19 protein-coding genes are annotated in these 17,341 nt (G+C 72.7%); 11 read left to right on the top strand and 8 right to left on the bottom strand.

Going from position 1 to position 17,341, the window contains the following annotated elements; all coding sequences use genetic code 11:
- The first annotated feature begins 12 nt into the window (after window positions 1-12).
- The gene (locus ACIQBL_RS14605) at window positions 13-972 is read left to right on the top strand and encodes a D-2-hydroxyacid dehydrogenase family protein (protein ID WP_401941071.1); all 960 of its coding nucleotides are present in this window, start codon (window positions 13-15) and stop codon (window positions 970-972) included.
- Window position 973: 1 nt separating this feature from the next.
- Here ACIQBL_RS14605 and ACIQBL_RS14600 read toward each other — a convergent pair whose 3' ends face one another.
- Window positions 974-1,513: a DUF2087 domain-containing protein gene (locus ACIQBL_RS14600; protein ID WP_401941068.1), complete on the bottom strand. Its 540-nt coding sequence runs from the start codon at window positions 1,511-1,513 to the stop codon at window positions 974-976.
- A gap of 195 nt (window positions 1,514-1,708) precedes the next feature.
- Between ACIQBL_RS14600 and ACIQBL_RS14595 the strand changes: the two genes are divergently transcribed.
- Window positions 1,709-2,011: a chaplin gene (locus tag ACIQBL_RS14595; protein ID WP_401941065.1), complete on the top strand. Its 303-nt coding sequence runs from the start codon at window positions 1,709-1,711 to the stop codon at window positions 2,009-2,011.
- Window positions 2,012-2,113: 102 nt separating this feature from the next.
- Here ACIQBL_RS14595 and ACIQBL_RS14590 read toward each other — a convergent pair whose 3' ends face one another.
- From ACIQBL_RS14590 to chpG, 7 genes are all read right to left on the bottom strand, one after another.
- A complete protein-coding gene (locus ACIQBL_RS14590; protein WP_401941062.1) occupies window positions 2,114-2,980 on the bottom strand; it encodes a tyrosinase family protein in 867 nt (288 codons plus the stop codon).
- A complete protein-coding gene (locus ACIQBL_RS14585; RefSeq protein WP_401941059.1) occupies window positions 2,964-3,416 on the bottom strand; it encodes a tyrosinase family oxidase copper chaperone in 453 nt (150 codons plus the stop codon). The genes ACIQBL_RS14590 and ACIQBL_RS14585 overlap by 17 nt, the downstream gene beginning before the upstream one ends.
- Before the next feature lie 141 nt (window positions 3,417-3,557).
- Window positions 3,558-4,070, bottom strand: coding sequence for a hypothetical protein (locus tag ACIQBL_RS14580; RefSeq protein WP_401941056.1), 513 nt, complete (start codon window positions 4,068-4,070; stop codon window positions 3,558-3,560).
- A 178-nt stretch (window positions 4,071-4,248) separates the two neighbouring features.
- Window positions 4,249-4,746, bottom strand: coding sequence for a DUF5949 family protein (locus tag ACIQBL_RS14575; RefSeq protein ID WP_401941053.1), 498 nt, complete (start codon window positions 4,744-4,746; stop codon window positions 4,249-4,251).
- A gap of 127 nt (window positions 4,747-4,873) precedes the next feature.
- Window positions 4,874-5,164 (bottom strand): hypothetical protein, encoded by a 291-nt coding sequence (locus ACIQBL_RS14570; protein ID WP_401941051.1) that lies wholly within the window; start codon window positions 5,162-5,164, stop codon window positions 4,874-4,876.
- Window positions 5,165-5,379: 215 nt separating this feature from the next.
- The gene (locus tag ACIQBL_RS14565; RefSeq protein WP_401941049.1) at window positions 5,380-6,159 is read right to left on the bottom strand and encodes a hypothetical protein; all 780 of its coding nucleotides are present in this window, start codon (window positions 6,157-6,159) and stop codon (window positions 5,380-5,382) included.
- Between the two features lie 271 nt (window positions 6,160-6,430).
- Complete coding sequence (gene chpG / locus ACIQBL_RS14560) at window positions 6,431-6,670, bottom strand: chaplin ChpG (RefSeq protein WP_401941047.1); 240 nt, start codon at window positions 6,668-6,670, stop codon at window positions 6,431-6,433.
- 255 nt (window positions 6,671-6,925) lie between these two features.
- Between chpG and ACIQBL_RS14555 the strand changes: the two genes are divergently transcribed.
- The 9 genes from ACIQBL_RS14555 to ACIQBL_RS14515 are packed head-to-tail and all read left to right on the top strand — an operon-like array spanning window position 6,926 to window position 17,334.
- Window positions 6,926-8,014, top strand: coding sequence for a DUF3344 domain-containing protein (locus tag ACIQBL_RS14555; protein ID WP_401941045.1), 1,089 nt, complete (start codon window positions 6,926-6,928; stop codon window positions 8,012-8,014).
- Between the two features lie 54 nt (window positions 8,015-8,068).
- Window positions 8,069-9,244 (top strand): glycosyltransferase, encoded by a 1,176-nt coding sequence (locus tag ACIQBL_RS14550; protein WP_401941041.1) that lies wholly within the window; start codon window positions 8,069-8,071, stop codon window positions 9,242-9,244.
- Window positions 9,241-10,662, top strand: a complete 1,422-nt coding sequence (locus ACIQBL_RS14545; RefSeq protein ID WP_401941038.1) for an exopolysaccharide biosynthesis polyprenyl glycosylphosphotransferase — start codon at window positions 9,241-9,243, stop codon at window positions 10,660-10,662. Before ACIQBL_RS14550 ends, ACIQBL_RS14545 begins: the two co-directional genes overlap by 4 nt.
- A 3-nt stretch (window positions 10,663-10,665) precedes the next feature.
- Window positions 10,666-12,003: an O-antigen ligase family protein gene (locus ACIQBL_RS14540; protein WP_401941036.1), complete on the top strand. Its 1,338-nt coding sequence runs from the start codon at window positions 10,666-10,668 to the stop codon at window positions 12,001-12,003.
- A complete protein-coding gene (murJ, locus tag ACIQBL_RS14535) occupies window positions 12,000-13,712 on the top strand; it encodes a murein biosynthesis integral membrane protein MurJ (protein ID WP_401941033.1) in 1,713 nt (570 codons plus the stop codon). Before ACIQBL_RS14540 ends, murJ begins: the two co-directional genes overlap by 4 nt.
- Window positions 13,696-14,454 carry a polysaccharide deacetylase family protein gene (locus ACIQBL_RS14530; protein ID WP_401941030.1) on the top strand — a complete coding sequence of 253 codons (759 nt, stop codon included), beginning with the start codon at window positions 13,696-13,698 and terminating at the stop codon, window positions 14,452-14,454. The genes murJ and ACIQBL_RS14530 overlap by 17 nt, the downstream gene beginning before the upstream one ends.
- Entirely contained in the window at window positions 14,451-15,605 is a 1,155-nt protein-coding gene (locus tag ACIQBL_RS14525) for a glycosyltransferase (protein ID WP_401941028.1), read from the top strand. The genes ACIQBL_RS14530 and ACIQBL_RS14525 overlap by 4 nt, the downstream gene beginning before the upstream one ends.
- Entirely contained in the window at window positions 15,602-16,234 is a 633-nt protein-coding gene (locus ACIQBL_RS14520) for a lipopolysaccharide biosynthesis protein (protein WP_401941025.1), read from the top strand. The genes ACIQBL_RS14525 and ACIQBL_RS14520 overlap by 4 nt, the downstream gene beginning before the upstream one ends.
- Window positions 16,231-17,334 (top strand): GNAT family N-acetyltransferase, encoded by a 1,104-nt coding sequence (locus ACIQBL_RS14515; protein ID WP_401941023.1) that lies wholly within the window; start codon window positions 16,231-16,233, stop codon window positions 17,332-17,334. The genes ACIQBL_RS14520 and ACIQBL_RS14515 overlap by 4 nt, the downstream gene beginning before the upstream one ends.
- The last annotated feature ends 7 nt before the right edge of the window (window positions 17,335-17,341 follow it).

The following is a 17,341-nucleotide window of genomic DNA, read 5'->3' as shown; positions in this document are numbered from 1 at the left end:
AACCCAACCGCCGTGCGCCTGCGCTGTGTTGTCCTCGACGACTATCAGAACGTCGCGACCGAACTCGCCGACTGGTCGCTCGTCGAGGACACCGTGGAGGTCGTGAGCCTGCGCGAACACCTGGGCGGCGAGGACGAGTTGGCCGCCGCCCTCGCCACCGCCGACATCGTCGTCACCCTGCGCGAACGCGTCCCCTTCCCCGCTTCGCTGATCGCCCGGCTCCCCCGCCTGAAGCTGATCGTCGCCTCCGGCATGCGCAACTCGGTCATCGACTACGCCGCCGCCGAGGCGCACGGCGTCACCGTGTGCGGTACGGCCAGCTCCTCGACCCCGCCCGTCGAACTGACCTGGGCCCTGCTGCTCGGCCTGGCCCGCGGGATCGTCGAGGAGAGCAACTCCCTGCGCGACGGCGGCCCTTGGCAGCAGACGGTCGGCGCCGACCTGCACGGCCGTACCCTCGGACTGCTCGGCCTCGGGAAGATCGGCAGCCGGGTCGCCCACGTAGGCCTGGCCTTCGGTATGCGGGTCACGGCGTGGAGCGAGCACCTCACCAAGGAGCGTGCGGACGAGGTGGGCGTACAACTCGCCGTGTCCAAGGAGGAGTTGCTCGCGAGCAGCGACTTCGTCTCGGTGCACCTGGCCCTCGGCGACCGCACCCGGGGTCTCCTCGGCCCCGCCGAACTCGCCCTCCTCAAACCGACCGCGTACCTGGTCAACACCTCCCGCGCGGCGATCGTCGACCAGGACGCCCTGCTCACCGCCCTGCACGCGGGCCGTATCGCCGGCGCCGGAATCGACGTCTTCGACGTCGAACCCCTCCCCGCCGACCACCCGGTCCGCACGGCACCGCGCCTCCTCGCGACACCCCACCTCGGCTATGTGTCGCGGGCCAACTACACGACGTACTACGGCCAGGCCGTCGAGAACATCCGGGCCTACCTCGCGGGTTCGCCGGTACGGCAGCTGCCGTAGGTCACGCCTTGGCGCGGCGGTAGATGCCGTCGCCCCGCCGCAGATGATGGAGATCCACCAGATAGCGGCGGAGCGTCACATGGTCGACCTCGCCGTCCTCGCACCACGCGCGCAGCTTCTCGTTGACGATCCGCTCGGGGTACTCGACGCCCGGGGTGAAGGTCTGCTCGGCGATGTGCTGGAGCACCACCTGCTTGCGGGACCACTGGGCGGGGAGGCGGATCAGCCGGCCGCCGCGGACGAAGGTCCGCAGGATCATGTCGGTGTGTTCGTCGCCGGTGAGCGGGCCCTCGTCGGCGGGCTCCTCGCCTTGCCTCGCGAGGTTCTTGAACAGGTCGTAGTCGACGCGCAGTTCGCCGTCGTCCATGGTCTTCACCACGCCCTGTTCGCGCAGCTTGAGCAGCGCGACGGCCGTCCCCTTCGGGGTCAGGCCGGCCACCTCGGCGACCTGCTCGGTGGTCTCCGCGCCCAGGGCCACCGCGGCGAAGGCGCGTACTCGGTTCTGCTCGGCGAACAGACGGAGCAGTTGGTCGGTTGCCATGCCGGGAGATTAGTGGACACCCACCGCCGAAGGCACCGAATTTCCGGCCGTCGAACAGCCACTCCCGGCGCTCGAAGTCCTGTTCAAAAAGGTGATCCCCGCGCCGTCGCCGTTACCAGGCATGGACCGCCGCGTTGAACTCGGAGTGCGGTGGCGAGTCCTGCCGTCGCAGTCACCGAATCAAAGGAGAACGTGATGTCTCGCATCGCGAAGGCGGCCGTAGTCGCCCTCGGCACGGGTGCTGTGGCGCTCGGCGGCGCCGGCCTGGCCATGGCGGACGCGGGCGCGCAGGGTGCGGCCGTCGGTTCGCCCGGCGTCCTGTCGGGCAACGTCGTGCAGGTCCCGGTCCACATCCCGGTCAACGTCTGCGGCAACACCATCAGCGTGATCGGCCTGCTGAACCCGGCCTTCGGCAACACCTGCGCCAACGTCAGCGACCACGGCAAGAGCGGTCACCCCGGCCCGGGCGGCTACGGCGACAACGGCTACGGCCACTGATCCGACCGCACGCGCGGACGGACGTACGCGAAGAGCCCCGGCACCTCAGGCGCCGGGGCTCTCCCCGTGTCCGCGGCCGGTCAGCCGCGGCGGACCATCGCGTCACGCGTACCGGTAGATACCGCCGACGTCCTCCAGCTGCTCCGGCGTCACGTCCCACGGCGGCATCCGCTCCTGCCGTGCCACGACCCGCCCCTCCTGCTCGTCGCCCGGTCCCGGCGGCCTCGCCGGCAGATAGCGGGCGCCGCGGTGCCTGCTCTGCCAGCGCGACCACTGGAGGTCGATGAAGGCGTGGTGCAGCCAGAAGACGGGGTCGTTGACGGAGGCGCCGCCGAGCATCACACCGCCGACCCACTTGTGGACCCGGTTGTGGTTGCGCCAGGACGCGCTGCCCGACCCGGTGCCCCACCCTTCGAGCCGGTTGCGGAACCCCGTGCGGGAGGTCGAGTCCCAGGGCTCCGTGTCGTAGACGGGGTCGGCGAGCGCCCCGTCCAGGTCGCTCTTCGTCGGCAGCGCGATCGGCGCGGCGGCGTGGCCGAGGTCCCGGGTGAGGTACGGCTCGTCGGTGATCCCCTCCTTGATCGTCCAGTTGCCCGCCGCGTAGGCGAACGGCCCGGTCGTCACCTGGTGGTCGGAGCGCCGCCCGGTGCCGCCCAGCAGGTCCTTCGTCCAGGGCAGGGCGGTCGCGGAGCGGTCCCGCGTCCAGTCCCAGTAGGGCACCGTCACCGAGGAGTCGACGCGGCGCAGCGCCCGCTCCAGGTCCAGCAGGAACTGCCGGTGCCAGGGCAGGAAGGAGGGCGCCATGTGCGCCGAGCGCAGTCCGTACTCCCCGTCGGGCACGAAGAACTCGATGTGCGTGCGCACGAACTCGTCGTACTCGCCCCGCCGTTTGATCTCCAACAGCGCCGCCACGAACCGCCGCTTCTCGGCGGCGGTGAGCGTGCTGACGTCCTTACGCGTGTACGCCATGGTCTCCCCCCATGTGCATCTGCCGCATCGGACCGTCCGCCTCGCGCAGCTCCCGGCCCGGACTCAGCTCGTCGACGGCCGCGCGGGTCGCCTCCAGCGCGGTGGGATACGAGCGGTAGTGGTCGACCATGCTCAGCCAGGTGCCGTCGGCGCGCCGCATCAGATGCAGCGGCCGGCCGTCCACCGTGACCTCCCAACCGCCCTTCAGCACACCGCGGATACGACGGCCCCGGTACGTCTCGTCGAAGGCGGTGTCCCCGGGATCCGCACCGGAGCGCGTGGGCCGCGAGGCCGCGACCACGGGCACGAGGGCCACGGCGAGCGCGGCACCGAACACCCCGCGCAACGCGTCCCGCCGCGTCCTGCGCACCGGCCCCGCTCTCACCGGGCTCAACGCCTCCCCGCCCACCGGTACTCCGCCGACGCTCACGCTCATGGCCCAACTCCCTCGTCCGTTCCGCTTCGTCCGAGGGGCTAACCGTCCGACACCCCGCACGGTCACCGTCCGAAAGGCTCAGGGCAAGCGGAAGGGCCCGGGTCGCACCACCCGGGCCCATGTCCACCGCTGTGCCACGGCCTAGAGGCCGGCCCCCGTGACCAGGTCCGCGCCCGGCACGGTCTGCAGTACCGGTGCCAGCACGCCCACCTGGGGCGCCTTCAGGTCCGGGAGGCCGAAGTTGTCGGGGTTCGGCGGGGTCAGCGGGACGTCCAGGGCCAGGCCCGGGGCCAGCGTGCGCAGGTCGGAGGCGGGGGTGCTGACGCCGACGTGGTCGAAGCCGTCGCCGAGGACGTGCGGCAGCGGGGCGCGCAGGCCGAGGCCGGGCAGGCCGCCGTGGACGGGGAGTTGGGGCAGCGCCCGCTCCGGGATGAGCCGGCCCTCGACGTACCGCGGGCCCTCGGGCGTGCCCGGCATGGGCACCGGCACCTCTCCGCCCAGGTGGGGCAGTTCCATGCCGAGGGCGCTCTCCGCTCCCTCCAGCGGCACGGGCACCGGGACCGTGCCGAGCGCGGCGGCGGGGGTCGCGGCGCCGGCCGCGGCGGCCACGGCCGTGATGACGGCGGCGATGGTTCCTCGGGTGGTCGACTTCATCGTGAGTACGGTCCCTTTCGGAATTCGGAGGGTCTGCGTGCTGAGGCTCTTCGTGCTGACCGGGTAACGATGCCGGGAAGGACATCAGTTCAAGATTCCCCCGAGTGCCGCAGTAGTCAGCTTTTCCCGAATTCCCATCAGCGGGCCGGAATCGGTGTTCCCGCCCGCTGTCCGGTGATCAGCCGCGCAGGCTGCGGGCGGGCAGGATGATGTGCGCGGCGGCGTTCAGGGTCTCCTCGGAGCCGGCGAACGCGGCCAGCGCCTCGGGGGTGACGGGCTTGCCGGGCTCGGCCTCGGGCCAGGGGCGGGTGGTGAACACGAGGTAGGCGAAGCCGCGTTCCTCGACCGCCGCGAGCCACTCGGGCGGCGGCACGCACTGGGCGTTGAGCTGCGGCATGTTGAGGACGGCCTGCCCGGACTCGACGAGCATGGTGACCGGCAGGCTGGGCCGGGTGGAGCCGTCGACGACGTTGCCGCCGACCGGGAGTCCGTTGTCGGTCAGCAGGCGTTCCACGGCGGCGGTGGCGGCCTCGGGGCCGTCCGCGGCGTCCCCCAGGGTGTAGGCGAGGAGGTAGGGCATGTCCCCGTCGGGGGCCTCGCCGCTCCAGGCCAGGACGACGAGGGTGCCGAGGTCGGCGACGCGGAAGGGGCGCGTTTCGCTTGAGGTTGAGGTCACCGCGCGACCTTATCGACGGGCCGGAAGGCCACCGGCCGCGTTCTCACCCGTCCGGCCGATGGCACGGCCGCCCCGCCACACGAACGAGGGACGCCTCTCGACGCCCCTCGAACACCACCGGAGAGACTCAGCTCTGCAGCGGCAGACCGCCGAGGAGGGGGTTGTGCTGGTTCAGCGCACTGGCCGCACCCTTGACGGTGCTGAGCGGGGACTGCTTGTTCTCGGTGTCGAGCGCGTCCGACTGGTGCTGCAACGGCATCACGTCGGCGGGCTGGAGCTGACCACTGGTGAGGGTGTTGACGGCGCCGGTGAGGCTGGTGGGCGTCACGTCGGCGGGGCTGTAGGCGAACGCGGGCGCGGCGGCACCGGCGAGGGCGACGGACCCGGCAACGACAGCGGCAGCCTTCAGGGACTTCATCGTGTTCCTTTCTTCGGCAACTCATGTCACCAGAGGGAATTCTTTCGCCGTGTCCAACGATTTCCGGCCGCGCCGGAAACCCCGTGCGCAGAAACTTTCTGCTCCCCACCCGAATGCGGCGTGTGTCTCATCGGCGTTTCCCATCCTCATATGAAAAGGCCGTTGGGCCGGTCCCGGAAAGGATCGACCCAACGGCCTTTCTACGACTGCTCGCGTCACACTCCCGGAACCGCGGGCACCGCCGGCAGGGCCGGTGCGGCGGGCACCGCGGGGAGGGAGGACGTGGACGGCAGCGCGGGCAGCGCCGGGAGACCGGCCAGGCTCGGCGCCGGCAGACCGCCGCCCAGCAGCGTGGCCGCGACCACGTTGACGAGTCCCGTCACCACACCGGTGACCGCCGGGACGACCCCGCCGACATTGCCGGAGGTGACGGCGGTGAGCAGCGAGGCGACCGCCTTCTGGAGGGAGGCGAGGGCGTCACCGGCCAGGTCGGCGGGCGCCTTGCCCTTGGAGTCGTCGCCGCTCTTGAGCGAAGGCAGGGCGGGCAGGGCCGGCGTCGCGGGCAGGGCGGGTGTCGCGGGCAAGGCGGGCGTCGCAGGCAGCGCGGGCGTCGCCGGGACAGCCGGAACGGCCGGGACAGCGGGCGCCGCGGGAACGGCCGGAGCGGCCGGAGCCGCCGCGGTGATCTTGGCGACGGCCTCGTTGACCGTGTCGACGAGCTTCTGCGCCTGGTCGGCGGAGAGCTGGCCGTTGTCGGCCTTGAGCACCTGGTTCAGCAGGTCGGTGACCGGGGTGAGCACGCTGCCGACATCGCCGAGGCCCTTGACCTGGGCGAGCAGCCCGTCGGCTCCAGGGACCGGCACGCTCGACGCGGCGTGGACGTGCTTCCGCGCCGAGTCGTTGTCGGCCGCGACGGCCGCGGGGCCGGCGATTCCGATCAGGACGGTGGCACAGAGCACGGAGGACGCGATGCGCCGTGCGGGCAGACCACGCATGGGGTGTTCCTTTCGGTGGTGCTTCGGATCTTGAGCCCACCGTGAAAGCGCTCACCACCATCTGCAACCGGTCGATCGCGCCGGGTGACCCTCCGTCAGCCGCGCGGTCGACGTCGTGCCTGGTGAGGGCCATGTCAAGACGGGACCGCCGGACCGAGGCCCCTACCGCCCATTCGGGGCAACGCCCTGCACCGCCGCCCCCACGCCAACCGGCCGTCCCCCCGTGGAAGCACCACGGGGAAACGGCCGGCCGAAGGGATGTGCGCGGACGTCAGCCGTTGACGCACTCGTTGCCGAACGCGGGGTTCAGCAGGCCGATGACGTTGACGGTGTTGCCGCAGACGTTGACCGGGATGTGAACCGGAACCTGGACGACGTTGCCCGACAGCACGCCCGGGGACTGGGCGGCGGCGCCGTGCGCGTCGCTGTCGGCGGCGGCGATGCCGGCGGTGCCCGCCATGGCGGCGGCGGCAACGGAGGTCAGGACCAGGCCCTTCGCGATACGCGACATGGAGAGGTGCTCCTTGGGGGTTGAAACAAACATCCGGGCGGGGATGCCCGGCGCTGTGTCAACGCGTGACACCCACGGGGGTTGTGCCGCCAATTGAGTGATGTGCCACAGGGCCGAACTTCACCATTCCGACACACTTGTCACGTTTCGCCGGATTAATACGGATAGCCACTAGAGTTGCGCACCTCCCGAAGTACCCCTATAGCCAGCAAATCGCATATAGGGGCCGTACTTCTCGAAAGGGCACCTCCGGTCATGCGCAATTCCCTGGGTCCGCTGCTGCGCCGGGCGTCGACGGGCGCCCTGGCCCTCGCCACGATCTGGGCCCCGGCCGCCTCCGGAGCGTCCGCCCCGTCCGCCGCCGAGGCGGAGCGCGTCCCCCTCGCCCAGCGCTATCACGCGCTCCAGCACGGCGGCATGGTCCGCGCGGCCAACACCTCCATCAGCTGCCGCGCGGACTCGGACGCCTGCCCGGCCGTACGGGAGGGGCGGAACGAGAACGCCGCGAACGGCGACTTCGACATGTTCTACGTCGACGTCGACCGCGATCCCAACACCTACAACTCCTCCCGCGCGGAGGTCCGGTTGCCCGAGGGCGCCCGGGCCACGTACGCGCGGCTGTACTGGGGCGGGAACCTCCGGGTGGGCGAGCAGAAGCCGCCCGCGGACAACGGGCGGGTGCTGATCGCGGAGCCCGGCGGCGACTACAAGGAAGTGCTCGCGGACACGGTCGTCGGGCACCGGGTGGCGGGCGGCGCGGACGCGTTCCAGGCCTCGGCCGACGTCACCGGGCTGGTCCAGGAGAGTGGTTCGGGTCTCTACACCGTGGCCCAGGTCAACACCGCGATGGGCAGGTCCGCGGCCGGGGCGTGGGGCGGCTGGACGCTCGTCGTGGCGTACGAGAAGCCGCAGGAGCCGTTGCGGCGGCTGGAGTTGTGGGACGGCTTCGACGCGCTGGACTCCCGTACCGGCGCGGAGATCCGGTTGCGCGGGCTGCGCACGCCCGCGCACGCCGGGGGACGCGCGGGCGTGGTGGCGTACAACGGGGATCGCGGACGCACCGGAGATTCGCTCACACTCTCGACCGGTCGTACGAACGCCACCGCGCTCGGCGACGGCGCCAATCCCCGTGACGACGTACTGAATTCCACGATCAGCGACCCGGGGGCGGCGCCTTCGGAGCGTGCGCCCGCGTATGCGAACACCCTCGGCTACGACTCCGATGTGTTCGATCTCGACAAGGCGCTGCGGTCGGGCGGTGACCAGCTGGCCTTCCGGCTCGTTTCCCAGCGGGACGCGGCGTGGTTCGGGGCGCTCTTCGTCGCTGTCGACGCCCAGCAGTGACGCGCGTTCCCGCCCGCAGTCCCGAGCGCCACCCGTGAGCGAGGAAACCGCGCAATGCACCAGCCAGCAACCGACCATCGGCCACGGGTCCTGCACCTCGCCCAGCCCGTGGACGGCGGGGTCGCCCGTGTCGTCACGGATCTGACGCGGGCCCAGCTCGCGTCCGGCCTGGCCGTCACGGTCGCCTGCCCCGACGGCGGCGCCCTCGCGGACGGAGTGCGGGCGCTCGGCGCCGACGTACGACGGTGGGAGGCGACCCGGTCGCCGGGTCCTGCGCTCGTCTCCGAGGTGCGGCGGCTCGCCCGGTTGGTCGAGGAGGTGCGGCCCGGTCTCGTGCACGCGCACAGCGCGAAGGCCGGTCTTGCCGGGCGGCTCGCCGTGCGGGGGCGGATCCCGACCGTGTTCCAGCCGCACGCCTGGTCGTTCGAGGCGGTCGGCGGGGTCACCGCCGCGCTCGCGACCGGCTGGGAGCGGTGGGGCGCGCGGTGGGCCACGCGGACGGTGTGCGTGAGCGAGGCGGAGCGGACGACCGGGCTGCGGGCCGGTGTCCGGGGCCGCTGGAGCGTGATCCCCAACGGGATCGACGCCGAGCGCTTCCACCCGGCCGCCGTGGACACCGTACGGGCCGGGATCGAGCGGCTCGCCGGGGTCGATCCGGCGGCGCCGCTGGTGGTGTGCGTGGGGCGGCTGTGCCGGCAGAAGGGCCAGGACGTCCTGCTGACGGCGTGGGACGCGGTCCTCCGGCGGGTGCCGAAGGCGCGGCTGGTGCTCGTCGGCGACGGGCCCGACCGGGACGCGCTGCGTCAACTCGCCCCGGAATCCGTGCTGTTCGCGGGGGCCGTCACCGATCCCGTGCCCTGGTACCAGGCCGCCGATCTGGTGGTCCTGCCCTCGCGCTGGGAGGGCATGGCGCTCGCGCCGCTGGAGGCGATGGCCTGCGGGCGGCCCGTCGTCGTCACGGATGTGGCCGGCGCCCGCGAGAGCCTGCCGCCCGGTCACGCACCCCGCTGCCTCGTCCCGCCCGACAACCCGGCGGTGCTGTCCGGTGCCGTCGCCGAGCTGCTGCTCGACCCGCTGCTGCGCGAGTCCCTCGGCCACCAGGGGCGCCGGTACGTCCTGTCCACGCACGACGTGCGGCACACCGCCGAAGCGGTCGCGGGGGTCTATCGCGAACTGCTCGGCGGCAAACCCGTCGTGCCCACCGAGTGCAGGGAGTCCATCCACTCGTGACTGCGGAAAGCACCGTCCCCTCCCCCGGCGGACAGCCACGGGACCACGGGTTCTCGAACGTCTCGGTCATCCCCCGCCGCACCGGCGGCGGTTTCCGGTTCCCGGTCCGCAGACCGCCCGCGCGACCGGCCTCACCGCTGCCGCTGCTCGGCGCGGACCTCGCCGCCGCCCTGCTGGGCGCGCTCGCGCTGACCGGCGGCCAGCGCAGGCCGCTCCTGGTGGCGCTGCTGGTCGCCGGGTCGATGCTGCTGCGCCCGCACCTGCCCCGGGCCGTCCCGCGCGTCCTCGACGAACTGCCCGCCGTCTGCGGCCGGATCGCGGTCGCGTGGCTCGCGCTCGGCACCCTCACGGCGGCCTACGACCCCGACCGCGCGCTGTCCGCACGCACCCTGCTCCTCGGCTTCGCCCTCCAGACGGCGGCCGGCTGCGTGGCACGCGGCACGGTCCACCGGCGCCGCCGCAAGGCCCTGCTCAGCCACCCCCGCACCGCCCTGGTGATCGGCCCGGCGACCACCGCCCAGCGCGTGGCGGCGGCCGTGCTCCGGCACCCGGGGTGCGGGGTCGAGCCGATCGGGATCGTCGCCGACCACCCGGACGGCACCGAGGGCCTGCCCGTGCTGACCACCGGCGAGGAGGTCGAGCGCGCCCTCATCCAGAACGGCGTACGGGCCGTCCTCACCGTGCATCCCTCCGTACGGTCCGAACGCGGGCCGCTGCTGCGGGCGTTGGCGGAGTCGGGCTGCGTGGTGTGGGAGGTCGACGCCGAGTCGCCCGCGTACGAGATGCGCGACCAGCTCGCCGGATTCGCGTGCAGGCGGCTGGAGTTGGGGTCGCGACGGCCGGGCACCTTCGGCAAGCGGGCACTGGACGTACTGGCGTCCGGGACCCTGCTCCTCCTGGCCAGCCCCCTGCTGCTGATGTGTGCCGCGGTCCTCCGCCTCACCGACGGACCCGGCGTCGTCTTCCGCCAGGAACGCATCGGCAAGGACGGCCGCCCCTTCACACTCCTCAAGTTCCGCACCCACCGCCCGGTCGACGAGCACGAGGCGGCGACCCGCTGGAGCGTCGCGGGCGAGCTGGAGATGAGCCGCTTCTGCCGCTTCCTGCGCCAGACCTCGCTGGACGAGCTGCTCCAGCTGTGGAACGTCTTCCGGGGCGACATGAGCCTGGTCGGCCCGCGACCCGAACGCCCTTATTTCGTCGCGAAGTTCAGCCAGACCTACCCCGGCTACGCGGCCCGGCACCGGATGCAGACCGGCATCACCGGCCTCGCCCAGATCAACGGCCTGCGCGGCGACACCTCGATCGAGGACCGCTGCCGCTTCGACAACGCGTACATCGACAACTGGTCGCTGTGGCAGGACATCTGCATCCTGGCCCGCACCGCCGCCGCGCTCGTACGTCCGACGGGGAGCTGAGCCGTGAACCACCGCCTGCGCACGTTCGCCCCGGTCCTGCCGGTCATCGCCGTGATCGCCCTGCTCGGCCTGCCGCTCGCCCCGGGCGCGGGCGGCGCGGGCCCGGCCGACGCGGTCTCCGGGCTGGTGGTGCTGTACTGCGGTGTCCGGCTGCTGCGCGACCGGCTACGGCCCCTGACCCCAACGGCCGTAGCGGTCATGGGACTTCCGGTACTGGGCCTGTCGATCGCCGCGATGGGCGCGTCCTCGCCGGGGGCGGGTCTCAGCGGCCTGGGCCGCTATCTCCAGATCTTCGTCCTCGTCCCGGCGGCGGTCGTGCTGTTGGTCCGCGACCGGCGCGACTTCCGCGTACTCGCCTGGTCGTTCGTCGGACTCGCCCTGTGGCAGGGGGCGATCGGCATCAAGCAGTACGTCACCGGGACCGGCGCCTCCTACCAGGGCGAGGAGATCCGCGCCGTCGGCACCTTCGGACCGACCGACGTGATGGGCATGGCGACGGTCGTGTCCTTCGGCCTGATCTGCGCGCTCGCCCTCGCCCTGGGCCGAAACGACGCCCGGCAAAGGGCAGTTGCCGCCGCGTGCGCCTTCGCCCTCCTCATCCCCCTCGCCCTGTCCTTCAGCCGCGGCGCCTGGATCGCGACGGCGGCGACCTGCGCGCTGCAACTGGCACTGGCGGGACTGCGACGCGCCCTCAAGGTGGCCGCGGCCGTCACAGCAGCAGGCGTTGTCCTGGTCGGCGGCTTCGGAGTCGGTTCGGCGATGCTCCAGGAGCGGATCAGCAGCATCACCCAAGTCACCGACGCGCCGGACCAGTCGGTGACCGACCGCTACACGATGTGGGCGGCGGCCACCGCGATGTGGCGCGAACACCCGCTGACCGGCGTCGGGTTGAAGGGCTTCCCCGAACACCGCGACGGCAACGCCTCGTTGGCCCTGTCCTCGGGCAGCGACACGGAGGGCGCGGGCGCGGCCTTCCTCAAACAGCCCCTCCTCTCCCCGCACAACATGTACCTCCTGGTCCTCAGCGAACAGGGCCTGATCGGCCTCCTCACCCTGACCGGCAGCTGGCTGGCCCTGCTGGTGTGCGCGCTGCGCGGTCTCTTCCACACCCACCGCGCCGGACTCCCGGGCCTGGACTGCGCGTTGGTCTCCAGCGGCCTTCTGATCTGGCAACTGATCGACTTCATGTACGCGGACATCGGCGGCCCGTCCACGGTCCTGACGGCGGTGGTCTTCGGGGTGGCGGCGTGGTGGTCGCTGGTGGGAGCGACGACGCCCGAGAACCGGCCGACGGCGACGGTTCCGGTGCGCGCAAGCGCCGAAGGGGCCATGGCCCAATGACAGTGACGGGCAGCGCCCCAAAGGGGCGCGGGGCTGTATCGATCAGCGGCTCCGCCGCGGGGCGCGCCCAGCCCCAACGGCGCAGCACCCCACAACAAACCGAACCACCCCTGATCCCACCCCCCTCACCACAAAACACCGCCCCCGAATCCCGCCGCTTCCTAGCCAAAGCCGCACTGATCACCGCCGTCCTCTCGATCACCGGCTCCCTGCTCGGCCTCGCCAGAGACCAGGCCCTGGCCCGTCTCTTCGGCGCCGGCAGCGAAACCGACGCCTTCCTCGTCGCCTGGACGATCCCGGAGTTCGCAGCCACCCTCCTGATCGAGGACGGCCTCGCCTTCGCCCTGATCCCGGCGTTCAGCATGGCCCTGGCCCGCAGAGCGCAAGGCGCCCCCGGCGACCCGGTCCGCACCCTGGTAAAAGCCACCCTCCCCCGCCTCACCCTGGCATTCACCGCGGTATCGGCACTGTTCATCGCAGCAGCCCCCTACCTGGTCGAGGCCCTCGCCCCCGGCCTGCCCAACCCCGCGCTGGCGGTCAGCTGCACCCGCATCACCGCGACCTGCGTCCTGAGCTTCGGCCTCGCCGGCTACTGCAGCGCGGCCCTGCGCGCCCACCGCCGCTTCGTGGCACCGGCGGCGATCTACGTGGCGTACAACATCGGCATCATCGCGGGGATGTACGCCTTCGGCGCGCACTGGGGCGTACGGTCGGCGGCGCTCGGTGTGGCGGCGGGCGGCTGTCTGATGGTGCTGACCCAACTCCCCGCACTGGTACGTCAGTTGAGGAGTCACAAACCGGCGTCACCCGACACGGAGACCACCGAGCCCGCCCGCCCGATGAACTTCGCGTTGATGGCCACCGTGCTGCTGTTCGCCCTCTGCCGCCAGTCGCAGGTCCTGATCGAGCGCTTCCTCGCCTCCCACCTCCCGGCCGGCGCCATCTCGCATCTGAACTACGCGCAGAAGGTCGCCCAGATGCCGATGGTGCTCTCGCTGATGCTGTGCACGGTCACCTTCCCGGTGGTAGCGCGGGCGCTCGCCGAGGGCGACACGGAGAAGGCCCGCAACCGCGTGGAGCGGGATCTCGCGCTCGCCGCCTGCCTCGTACTGCTGGGCGCCGCCACGGTGATCGCCTGCGCCCCGCAGATCATCGAACTCCTCTTCCAGCGGGGCGCGTTCACCGCCCACGACACCGCGGCCACGGCCGGCGTCATGCGCGTGTACGCCCTCGGACTGCTCGGCCAGACCCTGGTCGGCGTCCTGGTGCGCTCCTACTTCTCGGCGGGCCGTCCCACCTGGTACCCGGTCGGCGCGATGGCCGCCGGCATCGTCGTGACCTCCTGGATCGGCGCCTGGACGGTCGGCCCCTGGGGCGTCACCGGCATCGCGATCGCCAACGCCACCGGCATCACCACCACCGCCGTACTCCTGCTCTGCGGATCGGGCCCGCGCAGTGTCCCGATCCGCACCCGGCACGTCCTGGTCGAGCTGAGCCGCCCGGTGCGCGCGGCGGCGGTGGCGACGGTCGCCGGGGCGTTCGCCGCCCGCGCGATGCCCGCACCGCTGCTCGGTCTCGCGGCCGGCTGCGCGACCGTCACCGTCGTCTTCGCCCTGCTCGGCTGGGCCCTGGGCGCCCAGGGTTTCGCACCCGCACTGGAATCCGTCCGCTCCGTCACACGAAGGCTCAACCATGGCCGCTCCCGTTGATTCCCCGACCACCGGCAGTCGCGTCACGGGCCCGGTCCCGTGGGTGGCGATGTACCACTCCGTGGGCGACTGCTCCGACGACCCCTACCGCGTCACGGTCACGCCCGACCGCCTTGAACAGCAGCTGAGTTGGCTGCGCCGGCGCGGTCTGCGGGGTGTCTCCATGGCCGACCTGCTCGCCGCCCGCGCCCGGGGCGAGGGCCAGGGCCTGGTCGGTCTCACCTTCGACGACGGCTACGCCGACTTCGTGGACAACGCCCTTCCCCTGCTGGCCCGTTGGGGCTTCGGCGCCACCCTCTTCGTCCTCCCCGGCAGGCTCGGCGGCGACAACGCCTGGGACCCGCTGGGCCCGCGCAAGCCCCTCCTCACCGCGGACGGCATCCGCCGCGCCGCCGCCGAGGGCGTGGAGATCGGCTCCCACGGCCTGACCCACGTCGACCTCACCGAGGCGGACGACGCCACGCTGAGGGCCGAGGTCACCGAAAGCCGTTCGCAACTCCAGGAACTCCTCGACTCCCCTGTCGACGGCTTCTGTTATCCCTACGGCACGATCGACACCCGCGCCGTCGACGCCGTACGCGAAGCCGGTTACACCTACGCCTGCGCCATCGACCCCGGCGACCTCAACGGCGTGCACGCCCTCCCCCGCGTCCACATCGGCCAGAACGACACCGCCGTACGCCTCTTCCTCAAGTACCGGCTGCACGGGCTGCGCCGCCGCCCGGTGGAGGGGCTCGCATGAGGGCGCTGCACATCATCACCGGGCTCGGCGTGGGCGGCGCCGAGCAGCAACTGCGGCTGCTGATCCGCCACTTGCCGGTCGACTGCGAGGTCGTGACGCTCACCAACCCGGGCGCGGTCGCCGACGGTCTCACGGCCGACGGGGTGCGCGTCCGCCACCTCGGCATGACCGGCAACCGCGACCTGGCCGCCCTCCCCCGCCTGGTCCGGATCATCCGCACGGGCGGCTACGACCTCGTCCACACCCACCTCTACCGCGCCTGCGTCTACGGCCGTCTCGCCGCCCGGATCGCGGGCGTGAAGGCGGTCGTCGCCACCGAACACTCCCTGGGCGACTCGCAGATGGAGGGCCGCAGGCTCGGCGCCGGGGTCCGCGCCCTGTATCTCGCCAGCGAGCGCCTGGGCCGCTCCACGGTCGCCGTCTCCCCCACGGTCGCCGAGCGCCTGAAGCGCTGGGGCGTGCCGGGTCCGCGCATCGAGGTGGTCCCGAACGGCATCGACCTGGCCCGCTTCCGCTTCGACCCCGTCCAGCGACTGCGCACCCGCCAACGCCTCGGCCTGCCGGAGGGCGCGTACGTCGTGGGCGGCATCGGTCGCCTGGCCGCCGGCAAACGCTTCGACGTCCTGATCCGCGCCCTCGCCCAACTCCCCGCCGACTACTGGCTGTTGCTGGTCGGCGGCGGCCCCGAGGAGAACCTCCTGCGCCGTACGGCCCACGACTGCGGGGTGGCCGACCGGGTGCTGTTCACCGGCGAACGCCCCTACGCACCGGACGGCACCCCGGGCCCCGACCTGCCCTCCCTCACCGCCGCCATGGACCTCCTCGCCTCACCGTCACCCGAGGAGGCCTTCGGCCTGGCGGTCGTGGAAGGACTGGCGGCCGGGCTGCCCGTGCTCTACGCCTCCTGCCCCGCCATCGAGGACCTCCCGCCGCAGGCGGCGTCCGCGGCCCGGCGCGTCCAGGGCGGCCCCGACGTCTTCGCCCGCGCGCTGGCGGCGGCCCGCGCGCGGGGTCCGCGTCCGCGCACCGCCCCGGACGCCGCCCACCACTACTGCATCACCCGCAGCGCCGCCCAACTCATGGACGTGTACGCGGCCGCGGTCTCCACCTCGTCGCCGTCCCCCGCACCCCAGGGAGCCAGTTCCTCATGACCGAGAACCGACAGCACCGCCCCCTCGCCCGCGCCACGGCCCTCCCGGCCTGGTCCCTCCTCGCGGCCGGCGCCGTCACGGGCGGACTGCTCGGCGGGGTGTACGGCATCGCCAAGACACCGACGTACACGGCCACCAGCTACGTCATCGCCGTCCCGACCGACAAGGCCGACTCCTCGACCGCCCTCGGCTTCGCGCAGGCCTACGGCCGGGTCGCCACCCAGCTCGCGGTGCTCGGGGACGCGCAGGTGTGGGCCGGGGTCCCGGTGAAGACGCTCCAGTCGAGCGTGCAGACGGCGACCTCGCCGGACGCGCCGATGGTCGCCGTCACGGCCACCTCCTCGCGCGCCGACCTCGCCGCCGACATGGCCAACGCGGTGTCCCGCTCGCTGACCGTGCACGCGAACGACTCCAAGGACTCCACCCACGTCGAACTCCAGAGCTTCGCCCGCGCCATCAAGCCGGCCGGGCCCTCCTCGGCCCCGGCCGCGGTGACCGGTCTGGTCGGCGCGAGCGCGGGCGGTCTCCTCGGCGGCCTGCTGCTGCTCGTCCGGCCGCGCCGGACCCCCGACGAGACCGGCCGCCCCGCGTCGGTGCCCAGCCCGGCCACCGCGGCCGACGTCCTGTGACACCGGTGTACTCCACCGAACTCGTCACCGACGCCCAGGCCTTCGCCGAACTGGCCCCGGCCTGGGGCCGGTTGTACCGGAGGTGCGGCGCGGCGACCCCGTTCCAGTCCCACGCCTGGCTGCACTCCTGGTGGCTGTCGTACGGCCGAACGGGCCGACTGCGCCTGCTCGTTGTGCGCGACGGCCGCGAACTCGTCGCCGCCGCGCCCCTGATGCTCGTACGGCGTCCGGTGCCCGCGCTGGTCCCGCTCGGCGGGGCGATCTCCGACTACGGGGACGTCCTGCTGGACGACGGCCACGGGGACCCGGCGGTCGCCGCGCTCACCGAGGGCCTCGCGTCCGCCGCCCGCACCGCGCTGATCGACTTCCGCGAGGTACGGCCCGGCGGCGCGGTCGAGCGCGTCTACGACCGCTGGCGCGGCCCGCGCCGCCGCGTGCACGACTCGCTGTGCCTGGAGCTGCCCGCCGTACCGATGGACGAACTGGTCGCCCGTCTCCCCTCCTCCAAGGCCCAGCGGGTCCGCGCCAAGCTCCGCAAGCTGACCGCGCTCGGCGTGGAGCGGCACGTCGTACAGCCGGACGGGGTGGACTCGGCGCTGCACCGGCTGCTGGAGCTGCATCAACTCCAGTGGCAGGGGCGGAAGGTGACGTCCGAGCATCTCCAGACCCGGTTCTGCGAGCACCTGGTGCGCTCGGTCGGGCCGATGGTCCGCTCCGGGGACGCCGTCGTCACCGAGTTCCGGCTCGACGAGGACGTCGTCGCCGTGGATCTGACGCTGTTGTCGCGGCGGCTGGCGGGCGGGTATCTGTACGGCGCCCATCCGCGGTTGCGGGAGCGGAAGGCGGATGTGGCGGTGATGCTGCTCGACGCGTGTGCCGAGCACACCGGCACCGACGGGCCCGGGACGCTCAGCCTGCTGCGCGGGAACGAGCCGTACAAGCACCACTGGCGGCCCGAACCGGTCGTCAACCAACGGCTGTTGCTGGCCCGGAAGCGCACTGCCCCGCTGATGGCGGCGGTCGTCTGCGACGTGGCCGCGCGCCGGCGGGGCAAGGCGATACTGCGGAAGTGGAGGGAGCGCGGTGGCGACGGACCGTGAGCGGCCC

Source organism: Streptomyces sp. NPDC088350 (genome assembly GCF_044753545.1).
Classification (GTDB): domain Bacteria; phylum Actinomycetota; class Actinomycetes; order Streptomycetales; family Streptomycetaceae; genus Streptomyces.
This window is presented reverse-complemented; position numbering and strand designations above follow the sequence as displayed.